The 21989-nt window shown below is 60.3% G+C and carries 20 protein-coding genes; 16 read left to right on the top strand and 4 right to left on the bottom strand.

Features of this window, described 5'->3' with window-relative positions; genetic code table 11:
- The first annotated feature begins 4 nt into the window (after window positions 1–4).
- Complete coding sequence (gene hisD, locus ACG74X_RS10465; RefSeq protein WP_411234630.1) at window positions 5–1306, top strand: histidinol dehydrogenase; 1302 nt, start codon at window positions 5–7, stop codon at window positions 1304–1306.
- On the top strand, window positions 1303–2709 hold the full coding sequence (gene murD, locus ACG74X_RS10460) for a UDP-N-acetylmuramoyl-L-alanine--D-glutamate ligase (RefSeq protein ID WP_411234628.1): 1407 nt from the start codon (window positions 1303–1305) through the stop codon (window positions 2707–2709). Before hisD ends, murD begins: the two co-directional genes overlap by 4 nt.
- On the opposite strand, the gene ACG74X_RS10455 is transcribed toward murD, so the two are convergent.
- From ACG74X_RS10455 to ACG74X_RS10445, 3 genes are read right to left on the bottom strand one after another with little or no spacing between them, the layout of a single operon-like run.
- A complete protein-coding gene (locus ACG74X_RS10455; RefSeq protein WP_411234626.1) occupies window positions 2706–3362 on the bottom strand; it encodes a hypothetical protein in 657 nt (218 codons plus the stop codon). The two genes, murD and ACG74X_RS10455, sit on opposite strands and share 4 nt — an antisense overlap.
- Window positions 3359–4012 (bottom strand): hypothetical protein, encoded by a 654-nt coding sequence (locus ACG74X_RS10450; protein ID WP_411234624.1) that lies wholly within the window; start codon window positions 4010–4012, stop codon window positions 3359–3361. Before ACG74X_RS10450 ends, ACG74X_RS10455 begins: the two co-directional genes overlap by 4 nt.
- A 34-nt stretch (window positions 4013–4046) precedes the next feature.
- The gene (locus ACG74X_RS10445; protein WP_411234622.1) at window positions 4047–5228 is read right to left on the bottom strand and encodes an NAD(P)/FAD-dependent oxidoreductase; all 1182 of its coding nucleotides are present in this window, start codon (window positions 5226–5228) and stop codon (window positions 4047–4049) included.
- 145 nt (window positions 5229–5373) lie between these two features.
- Here ACG74X_RS10445 and ftsW point away from each other — a divergent pair, with 145 nt between their 5' ends.
- The 14 genes from ftsW to ACG74X_RS10375 all read left to right on the top strand — a co-directional run bounded on the left by ftsW (window position 5374) and on the right by ACG74X_RS10375 (window position 21627).
- Window positions 5374–6540, top strand: coding sequence for a putative lipid II flippase FtsW (gene ftsW, locus ACG74X_RS10440; protein WP_411234620.1), 1167 nt, complete (start codon window positions 5374–5376; stop codon window positions 6538–6540).
- 89 nt (window positions 6541–6629) lie between these two features.
- Window positions 6630–7748 carry a UDP-N-acetylglucosamine--N-acetylmuramyl-(pentapeptide) pyrophosphoryl-undecaprenol N-acetylglucosamine transferase gene (locus ACG74X_RS10435; protein ID WP_411234618.1) on the top strand — a complete coding sequence of 373 codons (1119 nt, stop codon included), beginning with the start codon at window positions 6630–6632 and terminating at the stop codon, window positions 7746–7748.
- Window positions 7745–9142, top strand: coding sequence for a UDP-N-acetylmuramate--L-alanine ligase (murC, locus tag ACG74X_RS10430; RefSeq protein WP_411234617.1), 1398 nt, complete (start codon window positions 7745–7747; stop codon window positions 9140–9142). Before ACG74X_RS10435 ends, murC begins: the two co-directional genes overlap by 4 nt.
- Window positions 9143–9302: 160 nt before the next feature.
- Window positions 9303–9551: a DUF2484 family protein gene (locus ACG74X_RS10425; RefSeq protein ID WP_411234615.1), complete on the top strand. Its 249-nt coding sequence runs from the start codon at window positions 9303–9305 to the stop codon at window positions 9549–9551.
- Entirely contained in the window at window positions 9548–9805 is a 258-nt protein-coding gene (locus tag ACG74X_RS10420; protein WP_411234613.1) for a DUF2484 family protein, read from the top strand. The genes ACG74X_RS10425 and ACG74X_RS10420 overlap by 4 nt, the downstream gene beginning before the upstream one ends.
- Window positions 9806–9844: 39 nt before the next feature.
- Window positions 9845–10780 (top strand): UDP-N-acetylmuramate dehydrogenase, encoded by a 936-nt coding sequence (gene murB / locus ACG74X_RS10415; protein ID WP_411234611.1) that lies wholly within the window; start codon window positions 9845–9847, stop codon window positions 10778–10780.
- Between the two features lie 100 nt (window positions 10781–10880).
- Window positions 10881–11801 (top strand): D-alanine--D-alanine ligase, encoded by a 921-nt coding sequence (locus ACG74X_RS10410; RefSeq protein WP_411234610.1) that lies wholly within the window; start codon window positions 10881–10883, stop codon window positions 11799–11801.
- Entirely contained in the window at window positions 11789–12664 is an 876-nt protein-coding gene (locus ACG74X_RS10405) for a cell division protein FtsQ/DivIB (protein WP_411234608.1), read from the top strand. The genes ACG74X_RS10410 and ACG74X_RS10405 overlap by 13 nt, the downstream gene beginning before the upstream one ends.
- Entirely contained in the window at window positions 12661–13995 is a 1335-nt protein-coding gene (gene ftsA, locus ACG74X_RS10400) for a cell division protein FtsA (protein ID WP_411234607.1), read from the top strand. The genes ACG74X_RS10405 and ftsA overlap by 4 nt, the downstream gene beginning before the upstream one ends.
- A gap of 376 nt (window positions 13996–14371) precedes the next feature.
- Window positions 14372–15991: a cell division protein FtsZ gene (gene ftsZ / locus ACG74X_RS10395; RefSeq protein WP_411234606.1), complete on the top strand. Its 1620-nt coding sequence runs from the start codon at window positions 14372–14374 to the stop codon at window positions 15989–15991.
- 214 nt (window positions 15992–16205) lie between these two features.
- On the top strand, window positions 16206–17126 hold the full coding sequence (gene lpxC / locus ACG74X_RS10390; RefSeq protein WP_411234996.1) for a UDP-3-O-acyl-N-acetylglucosamine deacetylase: 921 nt from the start codon (window positions 16206–16208) through the stop codon (window positions 17124–17126).
- Between the two features lie 134 nt (window positions 17127–17260).
- On the top strand, window positions 17261–18115 hold the full coding sequence (locus tag ACG74X_RS10385) for an outer membrane protein assembly factor BamD (RefSeq protein ID WP_411234604.1): 855 nt from the start codon (window positions 17261–17263) through the stop codon (window positions 18113–18115).
- 41 nt (window positions 18116–18156) lie between these two features.
- A complete protein-coding gene (gene recN / locus ACG74X_RS10380; RefSeq protein WP_411234602.1) occupies window positions 18157–19809 on the top strand; it encodes a DNA repair protein RecN in 1653 nt (550 codons plus the stop codon).
- A 141-nt stretch (window positions 19810–19950) separates the two neighbouring features.
- Window positions 19951–21627, top strand: coding sequence for a chloride channel protein (locus ACG74X_RS10375; protein WP_411234600.1), 1677 nt, complete (start codon window positions 19951–19953; stop codon window positions 21625–21627).
- 15 nt (window positions 21628–21642) lie between these two features.
- Here the strand turns inward: ACG74X_RS10375 and ACG74X_RS10370 are convergent, their stop codons facing one another.
- Window positions 21643–21987, bottom strand: coding sequence for a DUF427 domain-containing protein (locus ACG74X_RS10370; RefSeq protein WP_411234599.1), 345 nt, complete (start codon window positions 21985–21987; stop codon window positions 21643–21645).
- Window positions 21988–21989 lie beyond the last annotated feature (2 nt).

The following is a 21989-nucleotide window of genomic DNA, read 5'->3' as shown; positions in this document are numbered from 1 at the left end:
TTTGATGCCACAGTTTCTGTCGACCAAAGACCCTGATTTCGAGACATGTTTCCAGGCCATCCTGACCGCCAAGCGCGAGGACAGCCCAGATGTAGACGACGTAGTCGCAGGCATTATCGCCGACGTGCGGGCGCGCGGCGATGCGGCGGTTCTGGAGCTGACGGCAAAGTTTGATCGGCTTGACCTTACGGCAGACCAGTTGCGCGTGTCCGAGGCCGAGATTGACACCGAGATTGCCAAGGTGCCCGAGGCGGAGCGCGTTGCTTTGGAAACAGCCGCAGAGCGTATCCGCGCCTACCACGAACGGCAGATGCCCAGTGACGAGATGTGGACCGATGCGCAAGGAGCCACGCTGGGCTGGCGCTGGACGCCCGTATCGGCAGCGGGGCTGTACGTGCCCGGCGGATTGGCGAGCTATCCGTCCTCGGTCCTGATGAACGCGGTGCCTGCCAAGGTGGCGGGGGTGGACCGTTTGGCGATGGTTGTGCCGACACCGGATGGTGTGGCGAACCCGCTCGTGATGCTGGCCGCGCGGATCGCCGGGGTGGACGAGGTCTACCGCATCGGCGGCGCGCAGGCGGTGGCGGCGCTGGCCTATGGAACCCAGACCATCGCGCCGGTGGACAAGATCACCGGGCCAGGCAATGCGTTCGTGGCGGCGGCAAAGCGGCGGGTGTTCGGCAAGGTGGGCATCGACATGATCGCGGGTCCATCGGAGATCCTCGTGATTGCCGATGGTGACAACGACCCGGACTGGATCGCGCTGGATCTGATGAGCCAGGCGGAACATGACGAAAGCGCGCAATCGTTGTTGATCACGACCGATGCGGGTTTTGGACAGGCTGTGGCCGAGGCGGTGGCAAAACGGCTTGAGACGCTTGAACGGCGGGCCATTGCCGGCGCGTCTTGGCGCGACTTCGGGGCCATCATGACGGTCAGGGATTTGAATGAAGCGGCAGAGCTCTGCGACCGGATCGCGCCCGAGCATCTGGAGTTGTGCGTCGCGGACCCGGATGCGTTGGCGGACAAGATCACCCATGCGGGGGCGATTTTCCTGGGCCAGTGGACGCCCGAGGCGATTGGCGACTACGTGGGCGGGCCGAACCATGTACTGCCCACGGCGCGGTCGGCGCGGTTCTCGTCTGGGCTGTCGGTGCTTGATTTCCTGAAGCGCACCACACTGGCCAAGATGTCGCCCGATGCGCTGCGGGCGATTGGCCCGGCGGCCGAGACTTTGGCGACCTCGGAATCGCTTGAGGCGCATGGGCTGTCCGTAACAGCGCGCCTGCGGAAGCTGAACGCATGATCCCGGTTCAGGGATTTGACGGGCAAGAGGTTGCGGTGCTTGGGCTTGGCCGGTCTGGCCTGTCGGCGGCGCGGGCCTTGCGGGCGGGCGGCGCGATGCCTGTCTGTTGGGACGACAACCCCAAGGCGCGCGAGGCGGCAGAGGCGGACGGCTTCGAGACACGTGACCTGTCCCGTGACGGCGCGTTCGATGCGGTGGCCAGCCTGATCGTCAGCCCCGGCATCCCGCATTTGTACCCTGCGCCCAACCCGGTGATTGAACGCGCCTGGGATGCAGGCGTGCCGGTGGACAACGACATCGGACTTTTTTTCCGCTCGCTGGGGACCCGCGAGTGGGACCGTTTCGACACCGCGCCTCGTGTGATTGCGATCACCGGATCGAACGGGAAATCGACCACCTCGGCGCTGATCCATCACATTCTGGAAGAAACGGGCTTTAACAGCCAATTGGCGGGCAATATCGGGCGCGGGGTGCTTGATATTGATCCGCCCGGTGACGGCGGCGTCGTGGTGCTGGAGCTGTCCAGCTACCAGACCGACCTTGCCCGCGCGCTGACGCCGGATGTGGCGGTGTTCACCAACCTGTCGCCGGATCATCTGGACCGACACGCGGGTTTCGGTGGGTATTTTGCCGCCAAGCGCAGGTTGTTTGCCGAGGGCGGACCGGATCGCGCGGTGATCGGTGTGGACGAGAACGAAGGACGCTACATCGCCAACCAACTGGCCGAAGGGCCGGGAGATGATCGCGTGATCCGGGTGTCCTCGGGGCAAAAGCTGACCGGGCCGGGATGGCTGGTTTTTGCGAAAAAGGGCTTTCTGACGGAATGGCGCAAGGGGCGACAGGTGGCGTCGATTGATCTGCGCCCCATCAAGGGGTTGCCGGGCGCGCATAACCACCAGAACGCCTGTGCCGCCTACGCCGCCGTGCGCGCGCTGGGCGTGGCCCCGCGCGCGATCGAGACAGCGCTGGGCACGTTCGGCGGCTTGCCCCATCGCAGCCAGATCGTGGCCGAAGCAAACGGCGTGACCTTTGTGAATGACAGCAAGGCGACGAATGTGGATTCAGCACTCAAGGCGTTGCTGGCGTTCAAAAACATTCGCTGGATTTGCGGCGGGTTGCAAAAAGAAGGTGGTCTGGACGGGCTTGCCCCCGGCCTGACCCAAGTGCGCAAGGCTTATGTGATCGGGCGCGAAGCGGACGGATTTGCGGTGCAACTGACAGGGGTCGAGGCCGAGGCGTGTGGTACGATGCAAACCGCCGTGCAGCGCGCTGTGTCAGAGGCGGAAGCGGGCGATGTTGTGTTGCTGGCCCCGGCTGCGGCGAGTTTTGACCAGTATGACAGCTTTGAGAAACGCGGTGACGATTTCGTGGCGCAGGTGCACGCGGCGCTTGACGGGACTTAATCGGGCGGCTCGCGCAGTTTTGCCAGAACACCCGAGGCGACCGCATCGGGGTGGATGACACCCAATTGCGCGGGCACTTTTTCCAAATCGAGGATATAGGCAATCGCAAAGCGATGCATGCCGCCGCCATCTCGCAACGGCGTGCCGTCGCGGGTAATGTGCACCAGAATACCACCATGTTCGCGCCGCGTGTCGTTGACGGACCCATGCGGGCGGAGGCGGCGCGTGTGCTTGGTTTCCTCGTAGATGCGATCCAGCCGTTCGTAGCGCGCAATCAGGTCTTCGCGGGTGTAGCAGCCGTCAATCCGCCCGTGGATGTCGATCTCTTTCAGCATCCAGTCAAAAAGCGGTGTGTCCTCCCACGGGACACCGTCTTCGAAATGCTTGCGGATGCTGTTGAGCTTCAGGTGGCTGCCGAACGGTTTGGTAGAGCGGTCCCAATCGCCGGGCGCGACCATGCCGGAATGCCGCCTGCGAAAGCGTGGGGCACCGTTTTGCGGGTCGGGCTTGTACCAATTGACCACGTCGCGGGGATGGACCCAGATCAGTTCATCGCTTTGCGGCGCATCCGGGCCAAAGCGCAGGCGGTTGGCAATGTCGCGCAGGGCTTTGACATGCACACCGGCGCGGATGGCTTCTTTGAGCGTGCTCATGTGGTGTCTCTGTAACGGGCAAGATGCGGCGCGCCGTCGGGATGAACCACGCCCAGCTGCGCCGGGATGCGGGTTAGGCCAAGCGCGCGGGCGATGCCCATGCGGTGGTTGCCAATGGCACCGAAGATCGGATCACCATGGCGGTCGATATGAATGAACACCCCTTCGGGCAGGCGTGGTGTGCCGCGTTTGATGATCGTATCGTCGCGGAAACCGTCAGTGCGGATCGCGTCGAACAGGAGGTCGATTTGCGCGTAGCGGGTGAGGATGTCGTCCATGGTTCGGCAGCTGTCGAACTGTCCCCGCTTTGCAATCATCGCCTGCATCCGCGTGAACACATCTGTGTCGCTCCAAGATACACCGTCCCGGAAATGGGCGAGGCATGCGGCGATTTTCCAAGAGTCGTCAATCGGTTCGACGTTCAGATCCCAGTCGCCGTCAATCACCATGCCCGAATGCCGCCGCTTAAAATCGGGGGTTTCTGCCGGATTGCGGGTGTAAATGCAGGTCAGGCGTGACGGGTCGATCCAGATCCGTTCCTGCGCCTTTGGCGCAGTGCTGCCCTGGCCCAACCGGTTCGCCAGATCGCGCAAGGGACCGCGAAGAAAGGCGTTTGGGGCTTTGGGTGCTGTCATCTCGGCGCTCGTCATGGGGAAGCAGATGTGACGCAGATTGAGGGTGGTTTCAAGATGACGCAACAATCGCCTGACCTGCCGCGACGCCGGAACTCCAGGCCCATTGGAAATTATAGCCGCCCAGCCAGCCGGTCACATCCACCGCTTCGCCAATCATGTAGAGCCCCGGCACATCGCGCGACATCATGGTTTTGCTGTCTATCCGGTCGGTTGAAATACCGCCCAGCGTCACCTCGGCGGTGCGGTAGCCTTCGCTGCCCGAGGGTGTCAGCGACCAGTGTTTGAGGCGTGTCGTGATGTCATCAATGCGCTTGTCCGACAGATCCGCGACATTGCCGTCCAGCGGAAGATCGTCTGCCAGAAAGCTAACCAGCCGTTCAGGAAGCACATCGCCAAGCGCGGTGGTCACGTTGCGTTTGCCGTGGGTTGTGCGTGCGGTTTTCAAGGTCTGAGCCAAATCGGTGTGGGGAAGCAGGTTGACCGTGACCGGGTCACCTTCGGTCCAGTAGCTTGAGATCTGTAGCACCGCAGGTCCGCTGAGGCCTCGATGGGTGAAGAGCATTGCTTCTTCAAAGGCGGTGCCATTGGCTTGCGCGACCACGGGTGTGGCGACCCCGGACAGCGGTGCAAAGCGCTGGTCGGTGAAGGTGAGCGGGACAAGGGCAGGGCGGGTTTCCGTGAGCCTATGCCCAAAGCGCTTGGCGATGTCATAGGCAAGGCCCGTGGCACCCATCTTGGGGATCGACTTGCCGCCCGTCGCCAGCACCAGATTGCGCGCGGTGACGGTGTGGCGGGTGCCGTCGCGGTCGAGGCTGGCTTTGTAATGTGTGCCATCATGGTCGAGGTCGACCAGCGATGTCTTGAGCCACAGCTCTGCCCCGGCCTTGGTCAGTTCGGCGCGCAGCATCTCGATGATCTGGGTCGCCTTGTCGTCGCAAAACAACTGCCCCAGTGTCTTTTCGTGCCACGCAATTTTGTAACGGTCCACGAGATCCAGAAAATCCCATTGCGTGTAGCGTTTGAGGGCCGATTTGTGGAAATGCGGATTGGCCCCCAGAAAACGGGCGGGGTCGGTGTGCATGTTCGTGAAGTTGCACCGCCCGCCGCCAGAAATGCGGATTTTCTCGCCCGGCGCCTTGGCGTGGTCGATCACCAATGTCGATGGCCCGGCCTGTGCGGCGCACATCATGCCCGCAGCTCCGGCCCCCAGAATAAGCGTGTTTACCTGCATGTGGCGCACCCACCACGGATTGCGCCCATGCGCAAGTGATATGGCGTGTGGATCATTCTTCTGGATTGGGCGAATCATATGCTGTAAGATGTAACGATAGATCCGGGACAACCCGGGCGATTGAGGCAGATAAAGCGGTGAACCCATGACAGAGATGGTCTATGGCGCAGTCCCGACGCGCGCAGGGGAACCTGTGTTGCCGAAGTGGTGGCGCACGGTCGACAAGTGGTCCTTGTCCTGCATTCTGATCCTGTTCGGGATCGGTCTGTTGCTGGGGCTTGCAGCCTCTCCGCCCTTGGCCGAACGCAATGGTTTTGCGCCGTTTCATTATGTCCAGCGACAGGCGTTCTTTGGCGGGACAGCTTTGATTGTGTTGATCGTGACGTCGATGCTGAGCCCGGTTCTGGTGCGCAGATTTGCGGTTATCGGTTTCGTTTTTGCCTTCATCGGCCTGTGTTTGCTGCCGTTTTTCGGAACCGATTTCGGAAAAGGCGCTGTGCGGTGGTATTCCATCGGCTTTGGATCGCTGCAGCCCTCCGAGTTTTTGAAGCCGACCTTTGTGATTGTTGCCGCATGGCTGTTGGCGGCCAGTCAGGATCTGGGCGGGCCGCCGGGCAAAACCCTGTCCTTTGCCATGACGGTCAGCATCGTTCTGATGCTGGCGCTACAGCCGGACTTTGGTCAGGCCTGTCTGGTGCTGTTTGGATGGGGTGTGATGTATTTCGTGGCCGGTGCGCCGATGGTGTTGCTGATCGGGATGGCCGGTCTGGTGATCTTTGCGGGAACCGTGGCCTATCAGAATTCCGAACATTTCGCGCGGCGGATTGACGGGTTTCTAAGCCCGGATGTCGATCCGACAACGCAGCTTGGCTATGCCACCAATGCCATTCGCGAAGGGGGCTTCTTTGGCGTGGGGGTCGGTGAAGGACAGGTGAAATGGTCGCTTCCCGATGCGCATACGGATTTCATCATTGCGGTGGCAGCCGAAGAATACGGGCTGGTTCTGGTGCTGATCATCATTGCGCTTTACGCCACGATTGTCGTGCGGTCGCTGATGCGCCTGATGCGCGAGCGTGATCCGTTTATCCGCTTGGCGGGAACAGGGCTGGCCTGCATGTTCGGTGTGCAGGCGATGATCAATATGGGGGTCGCGGTACGTTTGTTGCCGGCCAAAGGCATGACGCTGCCCTTTGTCAGCTACGGGGGATCGTCGCTGATTGCGGGCGGCATTGCGGTGGGGATGCTGCTGGCGTTCACGCGGACCCGCCCACAGGGCGAAATCGGCGACATCTTGCGAGGACGGTTGCGCTAGAGACATCATCTTGAGTGTTTCGCGTTGCGCTTTGTTGACAAATCACTGCCAGATGGGTCTGTCTCCTGCTATCCATGGGTGGGGCATTTATGAGCAAACCATATCTGGTTATCGCAGCAGGCGGCACTGGCGGGCATATGTTTCCCGCGCAGGCTTTGGCCGAGGTGATGCTGCGCCGTGGCTGGCGGGTGAAATTGTCCACCGACGCGCGGGGGGCGCGCTATACCGGTGGATTTCCGCATTCGACCGAGATCGAACAGGTCAGCAGCGCGACTTTTGCGCGAGGCGGCGTGACAGCAAAGGCGCTGGTGCCGTTCCGGATTGTCGGTGGTGTGGCGTCAATGGCGGCGCGGATGCTGAAAGACAAACCGGACGTGGTTGTGGGATTTGGCGGCTACCCGTCGATCCCGGCTTTGGGTGCGGCCTGGGCGCTGCGGCGTCCTCGGATGATCCATGAACAAAACGGTGTGTTGGGCCGCGTGAACGGGATTTTTGCCACCCGCGTCGATCAGGTGGCCTGCGGCACCTGGCCAACGGCCGTGCCAGACGGTGTTGCGGCTGTGCATGTCGGCAATCCTGTCCGCCTGAGCATCAAGGACCGGGCGGCGGCGGCCTATATTTCGCCAGGGGAGTATCCGATGTCGATCCTTGTGATCGGCGGCTCCCAGGGCGCGCGGATTCTGTCGGATGTTGTACCGCCTGCAATTGCCGCATTGCCACTGGACACGCTGCAGCACCTGCGGGTGAGCCATCAGGCGCGCGACGAAGATGGTGAGCGGGTGGCGGCGTATTATGCCGAAAACGGTATCACGGCGGATGTGCAGCCGTTCTTCAACGATCTGCCCAATCGCATGTCCGAGGCGCAATTGGTGATTTCACGCTCTGGTGCATCGAGTGTCGCCGATATCTCGGTCATTGGTCGCCCGTCGATTCTGGTGCCCTACGCTGCGGCGACTGGGGATCACCAGACGGCCAATGCGCAGGGGCTGGTGGAGGCCGGTGCCGCGATCCGCATTCCCGAAAGCATGTTGACCGTCGAAAGCCTGTCGGAACAAATCGCGGCTGTGCTGAACAATCCGGACGCCGCTTTGCAAATGTCGCTGGCTGCCGTTCGCTATTCAAAACCGGACGCGGCAGACGATCTTGCCGCGCTGGTGGAAACCCTTGCCGGACACAGGCCGCAAGACCCTGAAGGATCATTGGAATGAATGCCGCGACCAAACTGCCCGTTGATATCGGGGCCATCCATTTTGTCGGCATTGGTGGCATTGGCATGTCCGGCATTGCCGAAGTGTTGGTCAATCTGGGCTATACGGTGCAGGGGTCTGACCTGAAGGCATCAAAAATCACCAACCGTCTGGCCGACCTGGGGGCCCGCATCTTTGAAGGCCAACGCGCCGAAAATCTGGATGGGGCGGATGTTGTGGTTGTGTCGACCGCGATCAAACCGGGAAATCCGGAACTGGACGAAGCCCGTCTGCGCGGCCTGCCGGTGGTGCGCCGCGCCGATATGCTGGCCGAGCTGATGCGGCTGAAATCGAACATTGCGATTGCGGGAACCCATGGCAAGACGACGACCACCACCATGATGGCGGAACTGATGGTTGCCGGTGGCTTTGATCCCACGGTGATCAATGGCGGGATCATCCACGCCTATGGATCGAACGCGCGGATGGGCCAGGGTGAATGGATGGTAGTCGAGGCCGACGAATCCGATGGATCGTTCAACCGGCTTCCGGCGACGATTGGCGTGGTCACCAATATTGATCCCGAACACATGGAGCATTGGGGCGATTTCGACCGTCTGCGCGAAGGGTTTCAGGATTTTGTCTCGAACATCCCGTTTTATGGGCTGGCGGTGTGCTGTACCGATCACGAAGAGGTTCAGCGCTTGGTCGGCAAGGTGACGGACCGCCGGGTGGTCACCTATGGGTTCAATGCGCAGGCCGATGTTCGGGCGATCAACCTGACCTATAAGAAAGGTGTTGCCCATTTCGACATCGCCTTGCAGGCCGAAGAGGATGTGATCGAAGGATGTACTCTGCCTATGCCGGGCGATCATAATGTGTCGAACGCCCTGTCGGCTGTCGCGGTGTCGCGACATCTGGGAATGAAAAAGACCGAGATTCGCGAAGCTTTGGCCGCCTTTGGCGGCGTCAACCGCCGCTTTACCAAGGTGGGCGAATGGAACGGGGTCACCATCATCGACGATTACGGCCACCACCCGGTTGAAATAGCCGCCGTGCTGAGGGCCGCACGTCAGGCGTCCGAAGGTCGTGTGATCGCCGTGCATCAGCCACACCGCTATTCACGTCTGGCCAGTTTGTTCGACGATTTCTGCGCCTGTTTCAACGAAGCCGATGTGGTGGCGATTGCCGAAGTGTTTGCCGCCGGCGAAGAGCCGATCGAGGGCGCGTCGCGCGATGATCTGGTGGCGGGGCTGATCCGCCACGGCCACCGCCACGCCCGCGCCATCCTGAACGAAGACGATCTGGAGCGGCTTGTGCGCGAACAGGCGCGGCCGGGGGATATCGTGGTCTGCCTCGGCGCGGGCACCATTTCGACCTGGGCCAATGGGTTGCCAGAGCGGTTGAGCGCTTAAGTGCTGATACACGGTCTCTTTGGTGTGGCGCGACGGTCCCAGACTGGGTGGCAGAGGCTGCAATTCCACGGGATTGTCCTGTTGCTGGCGCGTTTTTGCCCAGAAGCTTTGGTTAAAATCGCGCTGTGATGGAAACGGCAGCAAGCGGAACGTCAGAACAATGCTTCTTTGGCTGTGCAATCTTTGGGTTTTCGCCTCCGCGATTGTCGCGATGCTGCCGATGCGTTTGCAATATGTGCCGGGGGTGGCGTTGTTGATTGCGGCTCCTGTGTTGATTGTGCTGATCGCGCAGGGAATTGGCATTTGGCCGGCCTTGGCGGCGGCTGCTGCGTTTGTGTCGATGTATCGCAATCCGCTGAGATACTTCTGGAAAAAACTGACGGGACAACAGGTGGAGCTTCCGCAATGACGATCTCGATGAGCGCTGCCTGTAGCTGGATTGTGCTGGCGGCCATTCTTGCGGCTTTGCCGTCAAACGACAATCATTGGCGTCGGGCCTATTTTCTGATGGCGGTTGGTGCCCCGCTTTTGGTTTGGGTATATTGGGAGAACGGCGTTGTGTCGGGGCTTCTGGTCACGCTGGCTGCGGCGAGCGTGTTTCGCTGGCCGCTGCGGTATCTGATCGCCTGGATCGTGCGTCAGGTGACGCGCCGCGCGGAATGAGGCTTTACGCCAAATCCCTGTCAGGGCAAAACGCCCGATATGACACAGCTACCCGATGTACGGGGCACATTGATCCCCGGAAAACCCTTGTCCGAACTGACGTGGCTGCGCGTTGGTGGCCCAGCCGATTGGGTGTTTCACCCTGCCGACACTGACGATCTGAGCACGTTTCTGCGCGACTTGCCTGCCGATATGCCGGTGTTTCCCATGGGCGTTGGATCAAACCTCATCGTGCGCGATGGGGGATTGCGCGCGGTTGTGGTGCGCTTGGGGCGTGGATTTAATGGAATATCGGTCGAACGAGGCCGTGTGACCGCTGGCGCTGCCGCGTTGGATGCGCATGTGGCGCGCAGGGCCGCGGATGCGGGCGTCGATCTGACGTTTCTGCGGACCATTCCGGGCGCTGTTGGTGGTGCCGTTTGCATGAATGCCGGCTGCTATGGAACGTATGTTGCAGATCACCTGATCGAGATCCGTGCCGTCTTGCGGTCCGGGGATATTGTGACATGCCCCGCCTCTGAGCTGAAGCTTGCCTATCGGTCAAGCGCGCTGCCCGAAGGGGCGGTGATCATCGAAGCGGTGTTTGAAGGCGCAATGGCCGATCCGGCAGAGCTTCACGCGAAAATGGCCGAACAGCTGAGAAAACGGGACGAGACGCAACCCACCAAGGATCGCAGCGCGGGCAGCACCTTTCGCAACCCGGCTGGTTTTTCCTCGACCGGCAGGGCGGATGACGTGCATGATCTCAAGGCCTGGAAGGTGATTGATGACGCCGGAATGCGCGGTGCGCAACGCGGTGGTGCGCAAATGTCGCCGATGCATTCCAACTTTCTTGTCAACACGGGCGGTGCCACAGCAGCCGAGCTTGAGGGATTGGGTGAAGAGGTGAGAAAAAGGGTTTTCCAACACTCTGGAATAGAGTTAGTATGGGAAATCAAACGTATCGGGGAACCGATGCCGTCTGACGAAGGATAAACCTTCGCAGGTTGAGGCGGTGCAACGAGCAGGTTGCGCAAAATTATAAGGGCCAAAGGCCCAGGCAGATGCGGGGGCTTCCCCCTGATTTGAGGCGATTTTGGGTATGTCGAGCAGGACAAGCCCGAAAGTGGCAGTGTTGATGGGTGGCCCCTCGGCCGAACGCGAGGTGTCTTTGTCATCCGGGCGCGAATGTGCCGCCGCTTTGCGGGATGAAGGGTATGAGGTTCATGAGGTCGATGCGGGTCGTGACCTTGCCTCTGTTCTGACAACCTTGTCTCCGGATGTCTGTTTCAACGCGCTCCATGGTCGATGGGGGGAAGATGGCTGTGTGCAGGGCCTGCTGGAATGGATGGGCCTGCCCTATACCCATTCCGGGGTGCTGGCCTCGGCTTTGGCGATGGATAAGGAACGATCCAAGGAAGTGTATCGCCGTCATGGTCTGCCTGTGGTCGAGAGCCTGTTGGCGACGAAACAGGATGTGCAGGCGCGTCACGTCATGGACCCACCTTATGTAGTGAAGCCGAATAATGAAGGGTCATCCGTCGGCGTGTATCTTGTGCACGACGCGGCCAATGGGCCACCGGCGCTGGGCGATGAGATGCCGCAGACCGTGATGGTCGAAGCCTTTGCGCCGGGGCGGGAATTGACAACGACGGTTGTTGGCGATCGCGCCCTGGGCGTGACCGATATCCTGACCGATGGATGGTATGATTACGACGCCAAATACAAGGAAGGCGGGTCGCGCCATGTGGTGCCTGCGGAGGTGCCGGATGAGATCACCAATGCCTGTCTGGATTACGCGCGCCGCGCGCATGACGCGCTGGGCTGTCGCGGGGTGACGCGCACCGATTTTCGCTGGGACGAGGCGCGCGGACTGGACGGGCTGATCCTGTTGGAAACCAACACACAGCCCGGCATGACGCCAACGTCCCTCACGCCCGAGCAGGCCACGCATGTCGGAATGAGTTTTGGCGCGTTGTGCCGCTGGATGGCTGAGGATGCGTCATGTCACCGATGAACCTGCGCCCCGATCCGGCCCCGTCGCGGCTTAAATACCGGATGGAGCGTCTTATGCTGACGCCCTTGTTCCGGGTCCTGTTGCGGTTTGGTTTGCCATGTTTGCTGACTTTTGCGATTGCCAGCTGGTGGCTGTCGGTCGACAGCAACCGGCAGATGATTGTCGACACCTATGCCGAGCTGCGCTCTGACGTGGAAAGCCGCCCCGAGTTCATGGTGAATATGATGGCGGTGGACGGGGCCAGCGATCTGGTGGCGCAAGGGGTGCGCGAGCTGCTTCCGGTCGATTTTCCGATCAGTTCGTTTGACCTTGATCTGGAAGCCATGCGCGAAACCGTTGTGTCTTTGGCCCCGGTAAAATCCGCGCGGCTTTATGTGCGTCAGGGCAATGTTCTGCAGGTCGATATTGTAGAGCGCATTCCCGTTGTGTTGTGGCGCAACGACCGGGGGTTGCAGCTTTTGGATGAAGACGGCGTTCTGGTGGGGCCCGCGTTTTTGCGTGCGGATTGGCCGGAACTTCCGCTGATCGTCGGGGATGGGGCCAATTTGCGGGTCGAGGAAGCGTTGAATTTGGCCCATGCGGTCGAACCCTTGGCACCGCGACTGCGCGGTTTGGTGCGTATGGGGGAACGGCGTTGGGACGTTGTTCTGGACCGGGATCAGCGGATCATGCTGCCCGAAGAGGACGCGGTTCAAGCGCTTGAACGGGTGCTTGCGATGGACGAAGCGGTGGACATGCTGGAGCGGGATATCGTGCGGGTCGATCTGCGATTGCCCGCCCGACCAACACTTAGAATGACGGATGGCGCGGTACGTGAGTTGCTGCGCATCCGGGCGATTGAGGCAGGGGAACCAGTGGAATGATTGAGCTATACGAGTCTCAACGGGCAATGCGAAACATCCGGCGGGTGGCGATGCAGCGAGGTGTGATTGCAATCCTCGACATCGGTAGTTCGAAAATCGCGTGCCTTGTGTTGCGCTTTGACGGGACGGATCGTGGCCTTGAAAGCGATTCAATTGGCTCTTTGGCTGGGCAATCCGGGTTTCGGGTGATCGGGGCTGCCACGACGCGGTCGCGCGGAGTGCGATTTGGCGAAATCGATTCCATGGGCGAAACTGAACGTGCGATCCGCACAGCGGTTCAGGCGGCGCAGAAGATGGCGCAAATCCGGGTGGATCACGTCATTGCCTGTTTTGCCGGGGCCGACCCGCGCAGTTACGGTTTGGCGGGCAAGGTCGAAGTGGCTGGCACGACCGTTGATGAACAGGATGTGGCCCGCGTGCTGTCGGCCTGCGACGTGCCTGATTTCGGACATGGTCGCGAAGTGCTGCACGCGCAACCGGTGAATTTTGCGCTGGACCATCGCAGCGGGTTGATCGACCCGCGCGGTCAGATCGGTCAGGAGCTGGCGACCGATATGCACATGCTGACGGTGGATGCGCTGGCGATCCAGAACCTCGCGCATTGCATGAAGCGTTGTGATCTGGAGCTCGCAGGCGTTGCAAGCTCGGCCTACGTGTCCGGGGTTTCGGCGCTTGTCGAAGACGAGCAGGAACTGGGGGCGGCCTGTATCGATATGGGCGGTGGCGCGACCGGGCTGTCCATCTTTATGAAAAAGCACATGATTTACGCTGATGCCGTGCGCATGGGGGGGGATCATGTGACCGGCGATATCTCTATGGGGCTGCAGGTGCCCATGGCTGTGGCGGAGCGGATCAAGACCTTCCATGGTGGCGTTGTGGCCACCGGCATGGATGATCGCGACATGATCGAAATCGGTGGTGACACCGGCGATTGGCACCACGACCGGCGGTCGGTGAGCCGCGCTGAACTGATTGGCATCATGCGCCCGCGTGTAGAAGAAATCCTTGAAGAGGTGCGGGCGCGTCTGGATGCTGCCGGGTTTGAACATCTGCCGAGCCAGCAAATCGTGCTTACCGGCGGGGCAAGCCAGATCCCCGGTCTTGATGGGCTGGCGACCAAGATCCTTGGCCAGCAGGTGCGCCTTGGGCGTCCGATGCGGGTTCATGGGTTGCCGCAAGCCGCCACCGGGCCGGGATTTGCATCCGCGGTGGGCTTGTGCCTGTTTGCAGCGCATCCACAGGACGAATGGTGGGATTTCGAAATTCCGGTGGATCGCTATCCGGCACGATCTCTTAAGCGCGCGGTAAAATGGTTCCGGGACAATTGGTAAGCTGCGGATGATTGCGGAGTGCCACAACCAATCGTCCGGGGGAATCATTGCTTTTCATTTGGGCCGGGCTGGAAGAATTTCGCGGCGTGTGCTATAGGATTTGGTAATAAAAGCAGGGTCGAGCAGGCCATATTTATGACGAATCCGTGAAAACCCGCATCCTGTGGGGTGGTATCGGGTGACTTGTGTTTGGATGAAGTAATTCCGCTATATATCGACAAGTTGGCGAAATTCCGCGAGACGGCTTTGATTTTAGACCAGATTTAGGGGCAATTTCGTGTTTTTTGCGTGACCTTCGGGTGTCTGGACGATAATACTTGCGGCAATAGGTGCAGAAAAAGCTCTGAATGAGCGACAGTAGCAGGCGGACAAATAGATGACATTGAACCTTTCGGTGCCCGGACAGGAAGAATTGAAACCCCGCATCACGGTGTTTGGTGTTGGCGGTGCTGGCGGAAACGCGGTCAACAATATGATCGAGAAGGCGCTTGAGGGCGTTGACTTTGTCGTGGCCAACACCGACGCACAAGCGCTGCAACAAAGCCATTCCGGAAGCCGAATTCAGCTTGGCGTGAAAGTCACCGAAGGGCTGGGGGCCGGTGCGCGCGCAACCGTGGGTGCCGCTGCTGCTGAAGAAAGTATCGAACAGATCGTCGATCATCTGGCCGGCGCGCATATGTGTTTTATCACCGCTGGTATGGGTGGTGGCACCGGAACGGGTGCCGCCCCGATCATCGCGCAAGCCGCGCGTGAATTGGGTGTCCTGACAGTCGGTGTTGTGACCAAGCCGTTCCAGTTTGAAGGCGGCAAGCGGATGCAGCAGGCCGAAGACGGTGTTGATGCGCTGCAAAAGGTGGTCGATACGCTGATCATCATTCCGAACCAGAATCTGTTCCGTCTGGCTAATGAAAAGACAACCTTTACCGAAGCGTTCTCGATGGCGGATGACGTTTTGTATCAGGGTGTGAAGGGTGTCACGGACCTTATGGTGCGCCCCGGTCTGATCAACCTCGACTTTGCCGATGTGCGCGCCGTCATGGACGAGATGGGCAAAGCCATGATGGGCACCGGCGAGGCCGAGGGCGAGGATCGCGCGGTTCAGGCCGCAGAGAAAGCCATTGCCAACCCCCTGTTGGACGAAATCAGTCTGCGGGGCGCGAAAGGCGTTCTGATCAACATCACAGGTGGTCACGACCTGACATTGTTCGAATTGGACGAAGCCGCAAACCGTATTCGCGAAGAGGTCGATTCGGACGCGAATATCATCGTGGGCTCTACATTGGACGACAACATGCAGGGCATGATGCGCGTCAGCGTTGTTGCCACTGGCATTGATGCCACCGAAGTGCTGACAGACATTCCCGTGCCGCGCCGGTCTTTGGCGACGCCGTTGACCCAGGTTACCCAGGTTGAGGAAGAGGCGAAGTCAGAGCAAAGCGAGCAGATGCCCGAGCCTGTGGCCGCGCGCGTTGCCGAAGCGGCGGAAGAGCCATCTTTGTTCGGGACCATGGACGCCGAGCGGGTGGCCGCCGAAGAGCAGATGGAGACGATTTTCGAAACAGAGCGGACGCGTCCCGAGGAAACACTCGACGAAGACGGGCTTCCTGCACCAGCTTACCGGCCCCAGGTTGCCGAGTTCAGCCCGCGTGAAGACAGCATCGAAGCCGATCCCGAGCAGTTTGTGGCACCCCGCGCGCCAGCGCCGGGCACGCCAAGTGCCGAAGCCCTTGCGCGGTTGCAGGCAGCGGCCTCGCGCGCACGGCCTGCAGCCCACGCCGCTCCGGCAGAAGCGGAACCAGCGGATGCGGAACGCCCGCGTTTTGGGATCAATTCGCTGATCAATCGTATGACGGGGCAGGGGCAGGAAACACCCGTGCGGCGCACGTCGCAGCCCCCGGTCCAGACAAGTGCAGCGGCCCCCGCAGCAGAGCCCGAAGCCGATCCGGATCAGGAACGCATCGAAATTCCGGCGTTTTTGCGGCGCCAAGCCAACTGATTTCGCGCCTTTCCGCGCACGGAACGCCCCCAGGATTTGGGGGCGTTTTTTATTGAAATCAGTGCCTTATGGCCTTAGGCAAGATTCCGCCTATATTTTTCTGGACCGTGTTTCAGACGGTTACAAACTTTGATTTGAGGCAGCTTAAGTCAGTTTGTATGACGTTTTGAAGGTGCAGCGCTGGGGGGTGTGCACGCAACCGATAGAGGTTCATTTGCAGACGACGGTTCAATCATCTGTCCGGTTCGAAGGAACCGGTTTGCACTCGGGACTACCGGTCACAATGACCGTATGCCCGGCCCCTGCTGATCACGGTGTGGTGTTTCAGCGGACAGATATCCGTTTGGGCAACGCGCGCATTCCCGCGCTGTTCGATCATGCCGAGCAATCCCCATTATGTACCCTGATCGTCAATGAGGCCGGTGTTTCGGTATCCACGATCGAACATATCATGGCCGCTTTGGCAGGGTGCGGGGTTCACAACGCCTTGATCAAGGTGGACGGACCAGAGGTGCCGGTGCTTGACGGCAGCGCGGCACCTTTCGTGCGCGCCATCATGGCGGCCGGGATACAGCCCTTGTCGGCGTCGATTCGCGTGATCGAGGTTCTGAGCATGGTTGAAGTGCACACAGCGCAGGGCTGGGCACGGCTTGGGCCGGGCACCGGGCTGTCGATGGATTTCCATATCGACTTTGCAGACAAGGCCATTGGCAAACAAAGCAAGTCGCTCAATCTGGCGAACGGCACCTTTGTGCGTGAGTTATGCGACAGCCGAACATTCTGTCGGGCATCTGATGTCGACGCGATGCGCGCGGCGGGCAAGGCGCTTGGCGGTACGATGGAAAATGCGGTCGTCGTTGACGGCGAAACCGTTCTAAGCCCCGGCGGTCTGCGTCATGCCGATGAGGCGGTGCGTCACAAAATGCTGGATGCATTGGGGGATCTGGCACTGGCGGGGGCTCCGATTCTTGGGCATTACGAAGGATACAAGGCGGGACATACCTTGACCAATATGTTGCTGCGCGAATTGTTCGCGACAACGGACGGATATCGCATTCGTGAATGCGATGCCTCTTTGGCGGCACGCTTGCCCGGGGCGGGTGTTGAAGCCCATGAGATTCCCGCCGTTGCCTGAGCGCGCTGCGCCACGTAATGACTGCTCTCTAACTATTGCGGTTCAAAGGCGTTTTGCACTGGGATTTTCTGTGCTAGGACCGAACGCAGACAAGTGGCATGGATAGCCACGGCAGTTTTACGAAGGTGACGGGCATGGCAGCGGGCAGATACGCGAAAGCTGTGATCGGAGCGGGGCTCTTGATTGGGTTGCTAAGCGCATGCGGCAATGCAGAGCGTCCGGGCTTTGGGCCAGATGGCGTGCCGATTGAGAATTTCACTGCGGAACAAATCTATGAACGCGGAGAGTTCGAGCTGGATCGGCGTGATCCCGAAGATGCAGCCTTCTATTTTTCCGAAGTCGAGCGACTGTATCCCTATTCGGAATGGGCGAAACGTGCAGTGATCATGCAGGCTTATGCCTATCACCAGAATAAAGACTACGAAAACAGCCGGGGCGCGGCCCAGCGATACATTGATTTCTATCCAACCGATGAAGACGCGGCCTATGCCCAGTACCTGCTGGCGCTGAGTTATTATGATCAGATCGAAGAGGTCGGGCGTGACCAAGGTCTGACATTCCAGGCGTTGCAAGCCCTTCGAACGGTGATCGAACGCTATCCTGACAGCGAATATGCCCGGACATCGGTGTTGAAATTCGATCTGGCGTTTGATCACCTGGCCGGTAAGGAAATGGAGATTGGGCGCTATTATCTGCGGCGCGATCATTATGCGGCTGCGATCAACCGATTCCGCGTGGTTGTCGAGGATTTCCAGACGACGACCCACACCGCCGAAGCATTGCACCGGTTGGTCGAAGCGTATCTTTCGCTTGGTCTGACCGAAGAGGCGCAGACCGCTGGGGCGATCCTGGGCTTCAACTATCAGTCGACCCAGTGGTACGAAGACAGCTTCAAGCTTTTGACCGGGCGGGGCCTAGAGCTTCGGGCGACGGGCGATAACTGGCTGCGTCAGGTATACCGCCAGATGGTCAAGGGTGAATGGCTTTGATCGGAGAGTGGTGCATGTGATCCTGCACCCGACGGCACAGAATGCTGCGCGCGCTTGAAATAAGAGACATGCTGATCATTGATCGGTTGGAGCTGGAGTTCCAACCGGGCTTGAACGTGCTGACCGGCGAAACCGGGGCGGGCAAGTCGATTCTGTTAGACAGTCTGGGGTTTGTTCTGGGTTGGCGCGGACGGGCCGAGCTTGTCCGCAGCGGTGCGGCACAGGGCGAAGTGACCGCCGTCTTCGATCTGCCGCTGCTGCATCCGGCTCGGGACGTTCTGGCGGATGCAGGCTTTGCAGATGCGGACGAGTTGATCCTCCGCCGGGTGAATACGGCGGATGGCCGCAAGACGGGCTGGGTCAATGATCGTCGTGTCAGCGGCGAGATGTTGCGCGCGCTGTCCGACACCCTGGTCGAGCTGCATGGCCAGCATGATGATCGGGGATTGTTGAACCCGAAGGGCCATCGCGCGCTGCTGGACGAGTTTGCCAATCATCCCGCGCTTTTGTCGGCAACCAAAAACGCCTGGACCACTTTGTCCGCCGCGCGCAAGACATTGGCAGACGCCGAGGCGGCCTATGAGGCGGCGCAGGCCGAGGAAGATTTTTTGCGTCATGCCGTTGACGAACTGGACAAGCTTGCCCCGGAACCGGGGGAAGACGCGCAATTGGATGCCAAACGGCGTATGATGCAGGCGGCGGAACGCATTCGCGAGGATATTTCCAGAGCGGCGCAGGTCATGGGGCAGGACGGTGCCGAAGGGGCCATGTCTGATGCGCTGCGATGGCTTGAAGGGGTCAGCGACGCAGCCGAGGGTCAGCTGGACGACCCGCTTGCCGCTTTGGCCCGCGCCATGGCAGAGCTGGATGAGGCGGCGCGTGGCGTGTCGCACTGTCTGGATACGCTGGATTTTGACCCCTTCGAACTGGAAGCGGCAGAAGAACGGCTGTTTGCCTTGCGGGGGTTGGCGCGCAAGCACAATGTCGCACCTGACGACCTTGCCGGTTTGGCCGAAACATTGCGCACCCGATTGGCGGCACTGGATCAAGGCGCAGATCGCTTGGGCCAGTTGCAGGCCGATGTGGCGGCTGCCGAAGCCGCGTTCTCTGAAGCTGCTGATGGCTTGCATCACAGCCGTGTGTCTGCGGCCTTGCGCCTGGATCAAGCGGTCTGCGAAGAACTGGCCCCGCTCAAGATGGAGCGTGCGGTGTTCGTGACCGATATCACAGACGGGCCTGCCGGGCCGGAGGGGCATGACGCAGTGGCGTTTTCGGTTGCGACCAATCCCGGCGCGCCTGCCGGCCCCATCGGCAAGATCGCATCGGGCGGTGAACTGAGCCGGTTTCTTTTGGCGTTGAAAGTCTGTCTGTCAGAACAGCGCGACGCGGGTGTTACCCTGATCTTTGATGAGATTGATCGCGGAGTGGGGGGCGCGACCGCCGATGCGGTGGGCCGGCGTCTTTCGGCGCTGGCGGATGGCGGGCAGGTGCTGGTGGTGACGCATTCGCCGCAGGTTGCAGCGTTGGGTGCGCATCACTGGCGGGTTGAAAAACGCGTCGCCGATGCGCAGACCACCTCGACGGTTGTTCCGCTTGATCGTTCCGCCCGAGAGGGCGAGATCGCGCGCATGCTGTCGGGCGATACGATCACCGACGAGGCCCGCGCCGCCGCGCGGGCGCTTCTTGCTGGATAAACACCCGTTTCGCGGGCACTCTGACATTGACCGTCACAAGCTTTGATCGGCCAAGGGTTGGAGCCGGAAGGCGCTTCGGTTAAGCGTTGGAAATACAACCGTTCGTGGCGTGTTTCTGACGTGCCGAGAGGGCCGCTGCGTATGACGTCGCTTGTGCATTTACAATTTCTGGAAATGAAGAAACAGGGCAGGCGCGGCTGGGATTTGTTGCGCCATAAGGGACCGTCCCAGTTTCAATTCTGGCTGATCGCCCTTTTGATCGGGATCGCAGCAGGTTTGGCAGCAACCGGTTTCCGCCTTGCCATTTCAGTCTTGCAGACCACGGTTTATGGCACGCCCAGCGTCACCACCATTCACAGCTATGCCGCCACTTTGCCGTGGTGGATGCTGCTGTTGATCCCCACATTAGGTGGTTTGGCTGTTGGGGTCATTCTGCATTACTTCACGCCGGATGGGCGGGTGCGTACGGTTGCCGATGTGATCGAAGGCGCGGCGCTGAATGACGGGCGGGTCGAGAAGAAGGCCGGGATTGCCTCGGCGGTTTGTTCCTGGATCACGTTGTCCACAGGGGGCAGTTCGGGGCGCGAAGGGCCGGTTGTTCACATCGCGGCGATGATTTCATCCTGGGTGTCCAACACAATCCGCGCCGATGGCATCACCGGGCGCGATCTTTTGGGCTGTGCGGTGGCCGCGGCTGTTTCGGCCAGTTTCAATGCGCCGATTGCCGGGGCGCTGTTTGCATTGGAAGTTGTGCTTCGGCATTTTGCGGTTCATGCCTTTGCACCCATTGTTGTGGCAAGTGCTGCCGGCACTGTGATCAATCGCCTGGTTTTCGGGGATGTGACCGAATTTACCCTGTCCGGCACAACCACGGTGGAATTTTATCTGGAGTTGCCTGCCTTTTTCCTGCTTGGGCTGATCTGCGGCCTTGTGGCCGTTGCCATGATGCGTTCGGTTTTTCTGGCGGATGATCTGGGGACAAGGTTGCAGACCCGTTTGAACCTGCCGCACCTGATGCGCCCGGCGATTGCGGGTGTCATGCTGGGGGCCTTGGCTATCTGGTTTCCGCATATCATTGGTGTCGGTTATGAGACAACATCACGCGCGCTGACCGGTGCGTTGCTGTGGCACGAGGCGATTGTGTTTGCGATGCTCAAGGTGGTGGCTGTCGCGATCACATTGGGCGGTCGCATGGGCGGCGGTGTGTTTTCGCCGTCGCTGATGCTGGGAGCCTTGACCGGTTTGGCCTTTGGGCTGATTGCGACCGGTCTGTTCCCCGACAATTCCGGCGCGTCAACGCTTTATGCCCTGGCAGGCATGGGGGCGGTGGCCGCAGCGGTTCTTGGCGCGCCAATTTCAACCACGCTGATCGTGTTCGAATTGACCGGAGACTGGCAAACCGGATTGGCCGTGATGATATCGGTGTCCATGTCTACGGCTGTTTCGGCGCGGCTTGTGGATCGGTCGTTCTTTTTGACCCAGCTTGAACGTCGCAAGGTGCATCTTGCCGCCGGGCCGCAAGCGTATCTTTTGGCGATGTTTCGGGTTCAAGGCGTGATGCGCAAGCCAACAGCAGAAAACGCGGCGGATGAAGCGGCCTGTCATGCCATGATCGAACAGGGCTTGTACCTGCAGGCCCAGGCCACGCTCGAAACCGCCCTGCCATTGTTTGATAAATCGGGCGTTGCGTTTTTACCGGTGGTGCGTCTGGACGGACCTGATCGCACCCCGGTGCTGCAGGGTGCGCTTTTTCATGTCGATGCGCTGAAGGCTTATAACCGGGCTCTGGCTGCAACCGCCGCCGAAGAACACAGTTGACGGACTATGCCGACATCAAAGCTGTTCGACGGTCACGCCATCCTGGACGTCAAATGCCAGATGGTCCTTGATCTCTGACACGTCGTCCTTCGGGGCCTCATAGCTCCAGACCGCATTATCGAAGGTCGAGCTTTTGGACATGATGTTGAAATAACTCGCGCGACCCTTGTAAGGGCATGTTGTGTTGTGATCAGAGCTGTCGAGAAACGCCATGGCCACATCGGAGCGAGGAAAATAGATCACGGCGGGACGGTCGCCTTCCGTCAGTTCCAGCGCGTTTGAGCTTTCTGCGATCACCGCCCCACCGGCGCGCACAACCCAAGTGCCTTCAACGGGCCTGACTGTAATATGTTTCTGCATGT

Origin of the sequence: Marivita sp. S0852 (assembly GCF_046591575.1) — a bacterium.
Classification (GTDB): Bacteria; Pseudomonadota; Alphaproteobacteria; order Rhodobacterales; family Rhodobacteraceae; genus Marivita.
This window is presented reverse-complemented; position numbering and strand designations above follow the sequence as displayed.